The organism is Mesorhizobium sp. M1A.F.Ca.IN.020.06.1.1 (assembly GCF_004023265.1).
Taxonomy (GTDB): domain Bacteria; phylum Pseudomonadota; class Alphaproteobacteria; order Rhizobiales; family Rhizobiaceae; genus Mesorhizobium.
The window spans coordinates 1-8,575 of record NZ_RZSR01000156.1 but is presented as its reverse complement, the minus strand read 5'-3'; the positions used below and the strand labels follow the sequence as shown (position 1 = coordinate 8,575).

Below are 8,575 nucleotides of genomic sequence, written 5' to 3'. Positions count from 1 at the left end.
CTCGTACCGAACGCCTGCACGGCTGAGATGACCGCGGCGAAGTCGGTGGTGATGGCTGCGAGGGCGGCAGATGCAGCGGTAGCATTCTGCTTCACCTTCAGCATCACTTGGCGCTGGTCGTAGATGCGCTGCGCGATGGCATCCATGCCAACGTCGATTTCACTGGTCGTTGCCATTTCACATCATCCCTTGTTGAGGCTGCACTGTCTCGACACCGATCGGCTTGCCGTCCGGTCCCTTCACGATCCGCTTGGGAGCCGTGAGGGCTTGCGTCACCACCTGCATGAACTGGCCGATCTGGGCCATCATCGCGGCGTTCTGGCGCTGCAATTCGACCAGCAATTCCGAATCGGCAGTGTTCGGTGCCGGCGCCGGTGGCTCGATGTCGGGCAGACCGAGCTTGATCCGCTCCAATGAGCGCTGGTCGCGGCGCTGAGCAGCATCAGCTGCGTACTTGACGGCATCGGCGTGCTGGCTCGCGCGGGCGTCAATGCGCTTGCCTTCCAGTTCGGCCTGCTTTTCTTGCATGTTCATGGCGTGCAGCTCGCGCTTGTTCGCCATGTCCTGTTCGGCCGCCTGTTTCTTCAAATCGGCATCCTGCTGAGCGGCTTTCGCCTCTGCCTCTGCCTTCATGGCGTTCGGATCGGGCTTCTGCGGCTGAGGCTGCGCAGCCATTTCCTTCATCTTGTCGGCGAACTCGTCGATGGCGGCATCCATGCTTCGACCAGGACGGAACGGCGCCACCGCGAATTTCAGCAGCTCGGCCGCAAATGGAGCCGTTTCCGGCCTTTGCTGGACCATTGGAGCCAACTGCGCGAGCGTGCCGCCCAGCGCCGTCAGGAACTCGCTCCGGCGCTGCTTTTCGGCATTCTCGTCGGGCTGGATAGTGCTGTCCGTCTCGATGTCGAGACTGAAAGCCCGGATCCGCTGGTCGTGCAGGAACTCCATCACCTGGTCGATGGTGACCGTCTTCTTCAGATCGTCGATCTGCTTGGCGATGCCCTGCAACTGGCCCTGGGCCTGCTGCATGATCTGCTGCGCGGCTTCCGGGTTCTGCTGCGCCATCTGTGCGATTTCCGGGTCAGCCTGGGCCTGCTGCAGTTCCTTTTCGATCGCCTTGGCTTGGGCCTCGAGCGGCTTCACCTGCTTCGCGAGATCCGCATCCGTCGGCAGGTCCATCTGGCTCATGTCGAGCAGGGTTTTCTGCTGGAAATTCTCCGCCATGATCTCGGCCGCGATGCGCGCCGCGTCCCGCGCGATGCGCACCAGCTCGTTCTGCCGATCCCTGATACGAACTGACCCGTATTGCGTCTTGATCTGCTGCGCGCCCAGCGTCTCGTTCGGGTTTGTCTCACCCCGCATGATGTCGGAAAGACCGCTGATCTGGTAAATGTCGTCGATCAGCTGCTTTCGAAGCGCGATCAGCTGGGTGATCGTGGTCGCGATCATGTCGAGCGGCAGCCAGACGATCGTGTCTTTCGCCGCGCCGTTGCCGAATGCCGCCCAGTTGCTGACCGGTATCATCACCTGCCGGTCGGTAACCGACTTCAGCGCCGTCTCAATGGCATCGCCGATCTCACCCGCGCCAGCCGGATAGAAACCACGTACGCGCAGCGCGTCCGTGAGCGACGACACGCGATTGGTGATATCGTTTATTTCCTCGATCTGATCCTTGTAGAACAGGTAATCCGGGACCGGGATCAGGCTTTCGGGCTGCACCGTGCCATAGGCCGGCTGCGGGCAGGGGAAGAACCCTTCCAGCGTCAGATGCGGCTCACCCTCGTCGAGCACGACGTCAACGCCGGGCGAGACCCAGACCACCTTGTTTTCCGACTTCGACCACAGTTCCCAGACGCGGGCCTTGAGCTTCCCGTCGCTGTTGTTCTTGTCGTCCTTGCGCTTGGCGAATTCGGCATCCTGATAGGCATTGCCGGAAGTGGCCTTGAAGCGCTTGCGCATTTCCTTGCGCGTCATCCAGGCGCCGCCGGCTACCCAGTCGACATCCTTCCACTCACGGGCCGGATCGTGCACGAAGTCGCGGCGGTTCTTGTGCTCGATGCAAACGCGCTCGCTGAAATTCTCGCCCTTGTTCTTGGTCTCGTAGCGCAGCCACATGCAGCCGCGGGCCAACATGGCGAGGTCGTCGCGCACGGAGCGCATAACGCCATCCATGTTTTCCTGATCGAAGGCCACGACTGTCGAACGCTCGACCAGTTCGGATGCCGTGCGCGGCAACGGACGCCGGTCCTGAAAGCGGGGGGCAACCACAGGCACCGGAGGCCGCGAATACATCGACGGCTTCAGAACCTCGATGTTCGCCCAGAAGATCTGGAACTCGCGGTCGCGCGTGATGCTGGCGAGGCGCGCCATATCGGCATAGCGCTTCTGGATGTTGGTGCACCGCTCCTGATAGTCGGCATAGCCGGCCTTCTCTTGATCGGTGATCAGTTTCAGCCAGCCCTTTGAGGACTTGGGCTTGAGCGACGGATCGACCGCATCCGGGCCGGCGTCGAGCTCGTCGTCTTCGGTCTCATCGCTCATACACGGATCCTTCGCGCGCCAGCGCCGTCGTCAGGCATGCCTGGCAGCTGGATATGGCCTTTCGGCACCGTCGGGTCTGACGTCTTCGTCTTGCTCACCCATGGCCGCGACATGCAGGCGTACCGCGTCTCGTCGGCGGCGTGGTCTTCCTGATCGGTGTTCAGGTCTTCCGGGTTCGCCTCGTCGTGCTGCAGCGCCGGCAGCGTGCGGATCGTGTGCACGCATGTGTCGAAGAAAAACAGCATCGGCCGCCCTTCCTCATCACCATCGAGCCGACCGCGCAGCTGATCCCAGCCGCCCATCGCGCCGCGTCCTGCCGTGCGCTTATTGTCCGCCCTGCGAAACGTCGCTCCGTTCGTCCCCGTCGTGCCGCTTGCCATGCGCTCGGCGATCGACGGACCGCCGTCCTGGCTGAATGCTGCCGGATCGAGCACGCCATAGGCGATAGTGTCGTCATAGTCGCGTTGCCGAACGCCAGCCCCGACGGCTCCCGCATGCAGTTTCAGGCCGACGTCGGGCAGATACTTGCCGGACTTGTCGAGCTTTACGCCATACCACTCACGATACTTCACCAGCGCGCCACGCGGGATCACGATGCCAGGCGCCACGATCGTGTCATCCGATGCGACCGCATACCAGCCGAACGCGAAAGGCTTGGCGCTGCCCCAGTCGCCAGCCCGGAAGCGGGTCCAGTGATCGGGAATGTGGAACGGCTTCACCACATGCCGGCGACGCTCGAAATTGTCGAAGTATGCGCCCTCGACCACATCCCAGTCGCCAAAGCGCATTGCGCGCACCAGGCTTTCCGAGCCGAGACCCATCAGTCGGCTCTCGTAGCCAGGGTCATTGTCGTTCATGCTCGGATTGTCTTCCAACTGAGCCGGGATGTATTGCCGGCGCATGCCGCCTTCGCTGAGTTCGGTCGTGTAGACGTTCAGCGGCAGCGCACCGTCGATGAACGTGGCCTTGACGAACTGGTGACCGATGCCGCCCGGGTTCGCGCCGCACAGGATGCGAGGAAAGCGGCCGGCATAGTGGGCAGGAACCTTGATACCGACCATGCGCACACGGTTGCGGAGGAAGCGGTAGATCGTTTCCGTGAAGTGCGTCAGCTCGTCGATCAGCAGCACGTGAATTTCCGCGCCCTGATATTTGAACCGGTCCTTCTCGTCCTTGCAGTGGCACAAATAGATCCTTGACCCGTTCCAGAACCTGATTTCGTCCTCGACAATGCTGACAAAGCCGCATTCGACCCAGCCGGCGAGCATCGCGCGAAAGCCTTGCGGGCCTTCCATGTGGTTCTTGACCAGATCGTCACGAATGCGGCGAAACAGGTAGACCTGAAGGCCGGGGATCTCGCTGCACCAGGTGATCGCGGCCACGCGCATCAGATGCGATTTGCCGCCGCCAGCAGCGCCGCCATAGAGCGCTTCCGTTGCAGCGGTTTGAAATGCGACCGACTGCTTGGGATGAAGTTCCAGATCAATTATTGCGGCTGAGGCGGACATTCAGCACTGGCACGAGCGGCGCGCCATCCTTGCCGGTATGCTCGACCCGCTCCTTGAACATGCCGAGATGCTTGCCCAGGTCGACCAGCGCGGATTTCTTGTCGTGCATCTTGATCTTGATGCCGGTCTGGGTCAGCGACACCTCAGAAACCGCAGCCGCAGTGTCGTCGTCGATCGTCTCGCTTGGCACCAGTTCGACCGGGTAGACGCCGAGGCCGTTCGGATCGGCGTTTTCCGATTTGGTGTCGACGGGGCTCTTGCCCCAGCGGACCGCCTTGCGGATGTCGGCGAATGCGATCTTCGCCAGTTCGGCAACGATCTTCTCTTGCGTCACGCCGAGCCTGTCAGCGATGGCTGCCTGCCTGGCTGCGATGGCCTGAGCGACCATAACATTTGATAATAGGCGCGATCCCTGCACCTGTGCTGTCAATTCGCTATAGCCGGCGCGCTTTGCCGCTGCTGTCGCGTTCAGATCGACAAGATATTCGTTGACGAAGAGCGCCTGTTTCGGCGTTAGTTCAGGCATGTGGCAGTCTCCCGGTCTGAGCGGGTGCGAAAAGATAAATGGTGGTGGGCGCTTCATGGCCGTGATCAGTCGACAGGCCGAGATGCAGTACTATGAGACCATGAGCGGGAACGACGCGTTCACGGTCATCATTCGGGGGGTCGCTTATCTCGATTTTGAGCTGGAGAAGTTGCTGGCGGTATGCGTGAAAGTACCTGCCGAACTCAAAGCGATGAACTTGGATTTTGCGAAGCGCTGCTCTTGCTTCATGAATGGTCCCGCCGACTCAGTAACGAGCCAGATTGTACCGTGGCGAGCGGCGGAACAGAACAGGAATCTGTCGGGAGCAGGCGCAATGCGACACCTAGGTTTTGTCTAAGGGGTTTCGCCTCGAAAGTCAATGTCGACCTCTCGCTAAGAATTTGAAATGCTGAGCACAAGCGCGCAGATCGTGGTGCAGGACGGGAGCCATTTCCCGGTCGGTCGCGCCGTGCTTCATGGCGATCTGCGCTGTGGTCAGACCCGACACGCAATAGTCGATCAGCCGAGCCGCAGAAGCCCGTCCCATTTCTTTGACAAAACCGTCGAGTTTATCCATGGCCGCGACCCTGCTGTCCGAAATTTCTGTCGCGTAGCCGGAGCTGGTTCCTCGCAGGAAGTCCGCGGAGGAAGCAACGGCGATGCCAGCCCGCTCCCATAAGATTGCGAGGTGGCTCCCAGCATGGAACAGCGCATCCTGCCTCTTGCGGCCATAGCGCCATTCGAAGGTGCCAGGCCTCGACCGGATCGCTTGCAGGTCATTACGCTTCCCAGAGATGCGAAGCTTGACCGTCGTCACTTTTGCGCCGTCTTTGCCGCCGTCGAGCGCCTTCAGCTTGTCCACCGCGCGCGGCTCACGTTTCCGGTCTGCCTGCCGCTCATCTGCGGTGACAACTCGCGAAGCCACAACCTTCTTCGGGGCGGCGAAAGGTATTTCGTTGAACAGCTTCACCGACGGCCGCATTGCGGTTCGTTTCTTCACACGCCTCATTGCGGACGCCTCGTCATGACCGATGTCGACATACTAGGTGGGCAGCTTGGCTCAGCCGGTGCGTTCAAATTCATTCTCCTTTGTGGGGTGGCGCCGCGCCGAAGGAGTCGCCGCGGCGCGCACAGATCAGGCGACCAGGCGCATGACCTGTCGCTTCTTCTTTGTCTTCCGGAACCAGATCATCGCGAGCGCGCGCCACTCGGGTATTCGCATGGTCTTGGCTTGCACCCGGGCTTCATCTTCGGCGGTCAGGTAAAGGTCGCCGATCGCCTTGATTAGGTCTTCCGGATCGAACTTCAGCGAGAGTTCTTTGTCCGACATGAGGTAATCGGCTGCCTTGATGTGCAGAGCCGTGATGGGCGCCAGATGAGCCTTGGCCAGCACTTCCAGGATGACCCGGGCGCCCATAGAAGTGCGGCGGCTTACGAGACCCCTGATTGCCGCGATAGCTATAGTGTCGCCGGGCTTGTACCGTCCCGAACCCGGCAAACAGTGAAGGACGCGAACGCCAGCTCGGTTGCAAACGTTTTGTACGTCGAGAGCATTCTCCTCCTGAGCGAGTACCGCAGCTTGGTGAATCTGGAGCGGCGTCACGCCTAGGCGTTGTGTGTTTTGGCCAACAAACGCAGCTGCCTGCGACTGGGTGTCAGGCGCCTCCACGATCATCACCGGAATCAGGCTGATGTGCGGGTTGCTTGCTGCCGCTATCGCGGTGTGCTGCCCGTCGAGCACCTTCAGGATTGTGCGGCCGTCATGCTCTGCATAGGCGCAGATCGGGGGCTTGAATTTCGTCCAGCAGAAGGTCTCGATTATCTGACGGATTTGACGTCGGCCTTTCTCGCCGATCGTGCGCTGGTATTCATGATCGACGAATAGCGTCGTCGGATCGACACGCTCACAAATCGGTTCGCCTGTGCCGGGTTGGTGCGGCGCGAGGCCAGCCAGGCTAACGGCGGTAATGGGGTTCAATAGCTGCATTTTGGGGTTCCTGAATTGCTCGACCAGAGCGGGACGACCTCGACATGAGAACGCGGCGCGAAACTCGGAGCGGCGGGGGTGCCGAGCGACCCTGTGGTTCTCCCGGTCCCCAACTTCCTCCACCTTCGCCCACCGCTCATCTCGATCATGGTCAAGAAAGCCTTTCCTGGTTTGTTGACTTCAGAATGGGCTCGGCTCGGATGGATGAGCCAGACCACGACGCGAGGCTTCTCGCCGATAGATTTCCGCCAACGCATCCAATGCGGTTTCGCCCTCGGCCGACGCGGACAAAATCCTGCAAAGCGCCTGATGCTCTGTCGAGAATTGCCGATCAGTGAGGACTCGGATGTTGGTGACGTACCCTCTGAGCAGAGCCTGAAGCTGCGGAAACTGACTGTTAGCGACGCTCGTTCGCTCAGCTCGCCTGGCGTCGACCTCGGCGATCATCCGCTTATAGTCCGGCAGCCCCACGCCGACATCGACGAAGCGCTGCAGCTGCTGCCGAAGGTCGGCCCACGTCGTATTCGCAAGGTTTACCCAGTCGTCGATGATGGCGTTGCGGGTATGCACAAACCTGCTCGACATCTCGATGATGGCTTCTAGGACACCGGGCGCCAGATCCATCTCGCGGGCCATCTTGTCGTCGTCATTGCTGGTCGGGTGCATCTTCGAACCTTCCGTTTGCTAGGTTGAAATTGATCTTCAGCTTGCAGGGATGGCCCAGTTCGTCGAACCGGGTTTTCTTGTGGTAGATGACCGCTTCGGTGCAGCGCTGGCCCTCGTCGAACAACTTCGGGCGGTGCACGACCAGGCCCTGGTCGACGCGGTTATCCCAGTGTTTCGAGCCAGCGATGTCGTCGAGCTCTGGCGGGCTACCTTTGCGAGGCCCGTCCATCTTCGCGGGATGGGCGAGGATTTGCACATGGCATCCCATGTCCTGGCTGAACTTGTAGATCGCTGTCAGGCAGCGGCCGATGTATTCGGTCTCTGTCTCGCGCGGCTCACGTTGGCTTTCGAGGCGATTCCAGGGGTCGAGCTGGACGACGCGCGCGCCGTGACGGACCACCGCCACCTCTGCCGTTTCGAGCAGCCAATTCAGCGTCGGCGTCTGCTCGGGGTGCTGCATGAAAAGGTAATGGTCGTTTATCCAGGCGTCCGAATATCGAAGTTCCTCGAACGACATATCACGTTCGAGCTTGCCCGCATGCAGCGTCCGCAGGATGCGTCGATAGTGTGGCTTTGCGCGGGTCTCGAACGTTGCGACCGCCACACGGATATCGTTCTTGTCGGCGATGTCGGCCCACACTTGCGCCATGACCGCAGTCTTGCCGTGACCTGGGTGCCCGGTGACCACGGACATGGTTCCCGGCGCGAACAGAACCTTGCCGCGCCACGCCGGCATGTTTGGCACTTCCCAGGCGCGGATCGGCGGCAACTCGGGCAATTCCGCCAACGTGTACAGGCCAGTCACTGGCCACGGCAGAGCACCCTCGGTGACGAGTTCTTTCAGCGCTTCCGGGCCGTCGGCGCGCAACATGTCGTTGGCGTCTTTGATCCCTTCCGGCCACTCGACGAACCAGAATTTCGCCGCGCCGAGCAGATGGGCCATGTCCTGCCTGAGGGACAGGCCGGTGTCGTCCATGTCGCCGCACCAGATGAACCGTCTATGCCTACCAAGGCCCCGATGCAGAGCCTGCTCTACATAGTCGTACCCTGCCGGTTCACCGGGCTTGCCCTCACCGTCGTCCTTCTTCTCGCGACCGCCGTTCGGGACTGACAGGATGCGATCGAGCGGGAACCCGGCTTCCACCATGGCGGCCAGGTCCCATTCCCCTTCCACCAAATAGACGTCGCCAGGCTGGGCGGCCAACACGCGATCGAGATTGTAGAAGCAGAGCTTGCCGCCCTTCTCCCCGATGAAGTCTTTTTCGGGAAAGGCGCACGCCTTCCAGTTCACCCGCTTGCCGCCAAGGTGATAGGGAAAGAAAATCGCTTCGCTGCGCCTTTCGAGCC

8 protein-coding genes are annotated in these 8,575 nt (G+C 61.1%); 1 reads left to right on the top strand and 7 read right to left on the bottom strand.

Annotated features, from left to right (window positions below):
- Nucleotides 1-177: 177 nt before the first annotated feature.
- From EOA60_RS09765 to EOA60_RS09755, 3 genes are read right to left on the bottom strand one after another with little or no spacing between them, the layout of a single operon-like run.
- The gene (locus EOA60_RS09765; protein ID WP_127335016.1) at nucleotides 178-2,541 is read right to left on the bottom strand and encodes a hypothetical protein; all 2,364 of its coding nucleotides are present in this window, start codon (nucleotides 2,539-2,541) and stop codon (nucleotides 178-180) included.
- Nucleotides 2,538-4,049 carry a terminase family protein gene (locus EOA60_RS09760; RefSeq protein WP_164748209.1) on the bottom strand — a complete coding sequence of 504 codons (1,512 nt, stop codon included), beginning with the start codon at nucleotides 4,047-4,049 and terminating at the stop codon, nucleotides 2,538-2,540. Before EOA60_RS09760 ends, EOA60_RS09765 begins: the two co-directional genes overlap by 4 nt.
- A complete protein-coding gene (locus EOA60_RS09755) occupies nucleotides 4,024-4,575 on the bottom strand; it encodes a terminase small subunit (RefSeq protein WP_127335017.1) in 552 nt (183 codons plus the stop codon). The genes EOA60_RS09760 and EOA60_RS09755 overlap by 26 nt, the downstream gene beginning before the upstream one ends.
- Before the next feature lie 55 nt (nucleotides 4,576-4,630).
- Here EOA60_RS09755 and EOA60_RS09750 point away from each other — a divergent pair, with 55 nt between their 5' ends.
- Nucleotides 4,631-4,933: a hypothetical protein gene (locus EOA60_RS09750; RefSeq protein WP_127335018.1), complete on the top strand. Its 303-nt coding sequence runs from the start codon at nucleotides 4,631-4,633 to the stop codon at nucleotides 4,931-4,933.
- 18 nt (nucleotides 4,934-4,951) lie between these two features.
- Here the strand turns inward: EOA60_RS09750 and EOA60_RS09745 are convergent, their stop codons facing one another.
- The 4 genes from EOA60_RS09745 to EOA60_RS09730 form a co-directional block, all read right to left on the bottom strand.
- A complete protein-coding gene (locus EOA60_RS09745; protein ID WP_128311285.1) occupies nucleotides 4,952-5,584 on the bottom strand; it encodes a hypothetical protein in 633 nt (210 codons plus the stop codon).
- 126 nt (nucleotides 5,585-5,710) lie between these two features.
- Entirely contained in the window at nucleotides 5,711-6,562 is an 852-nt protein-coding gene (locus EOA60_RS09740; RefSeq protein ID WP_127335020.1) for a hypothetical protein, read from the bottom strand.
- A gap of 180 nt (nucleotides 6,563-6,742) precedes the next feature.
- Nucleotides 6,743-7,228, bottom strand: a complete 486-nt coding sequence (locus EOA60_RS09735; protein ID WP_127335021.1) for a hypothetical protein — start codon at nucleotides 7,226-7,228, stop codon at nucleotides 6,743-6,745.
- Nucleotides 7,209-8,575, bottom strand: a 1,367-nt coding sequence (locus EOA60_RS09730) for an AAA family ATPase (protein WP_206628117.1), incomplete at its 5' end; no start/stop codon positions are given. The genes EOA60_RS09730 and EOA60_RS09735, both read right to left, overlap by 20 nt.

What these genes read in the sequence shown, in the direction of transcription:
- EOA60_RS09765 (WP_127335016.1), bottom strand. Translation starts at nt 2,541, where the DNA reads ATGAGCGATGAGACCGAAGACGACGAGCTCGACGCCGGCCCGGATGCG.
- EOA60_RS09760 (WP_164748209.1), bottom strand. Translation starts at nt 4,049, where the DNA reads ATGTCCGCCTCAGCCGCAATAATTGATCTGGAACTTCATCCCAAGCAG.
- EOA60_RS09755 (WP_127335017.1), bottom strand. Translation starts at nt 4,575, where the DNA reads ATGCCTGAACTAACGCCGAAACAGGCGCTCTTCGTCAACGAATATCTT.
- EOA60_RS09750 (WP_127335018.1), top strand. Translation starts at nt 4,631, where the DNA reads ATGGCCGTGATCAGTCGACAGGCCGAGATGCAGTACTATGAGACCATG.
- EOA60_RS09745 (WP_128311285.1), bottom strand. Translation starts at nt 5,584, where the DNA reads ATGAGGCGTGTGAAGAAACGAACCGCAATGCGGCCGTCGGTGAAGCTG.
- EOA60_RS09740 (WP_127335020.1), bottom strand. Translation starts at nt 6,562, where the DNA reads ATGCAGCTATTGAACCCCATTACCGCCGTTAGCCTGGCTGGCCTCGCG.
- EOA60_RS09735 (WP_127335021.1), bottom strand. Translation starts at nt 7,228, where the DNA reads ATGCACCCGACCAGCAATGACGACGACAAGATGGCCCGCGAGATGGAT.